Origin of the sequence: Mesorhizobium sp. CU3 (assembly GCF_006442965.1) — a bacterium.
Lineage (GTDB): Bacteria > Pseudomonadota > Alphaproteobacteria > Rhizobiales > Rhizobiaceae > Mesorhizobium.
On sequence record NZ_VFWX01000077.1, the window covers coordinates 1 to 238 of the forward strand.

A 238-nucleotide genomic window follows, 5' to 3' on the forward strand; every position below is an offset into this window, starting at 1 on the left:
GTGCAGGTAGATGCGATCGAACCCCAGGGACTGCAGCTCCTGCAGCCAGGCCCGATGCTGGCCCAGGTCTGCCGAGACATGCACGTGCTCGCGCACCACCTCGGCGCTGACCGATCGGGCCTGTGCTTCGAACTGTTCGGGCTGGTCCAGGCCTTCGGCCAGTTCCGGCGGCAGCACGTTGGCGCTCCACTGCTCCATCGCGCCTTCCAGCGCCGCCTGTTCGGCGCGCGCGTAGGAG

General features: G+C 68.9%; 1 pseudogene. It reads right to left on the reverse strand.

Annotated features, from left to right (window positions below):
• Positions 1-238 (reverse strand): annotated as a pseudogene (locus tag FJ988_RS30690) (N5,N10-methylene tetrahydromethanopterin reductase); the annotation flags it as partial.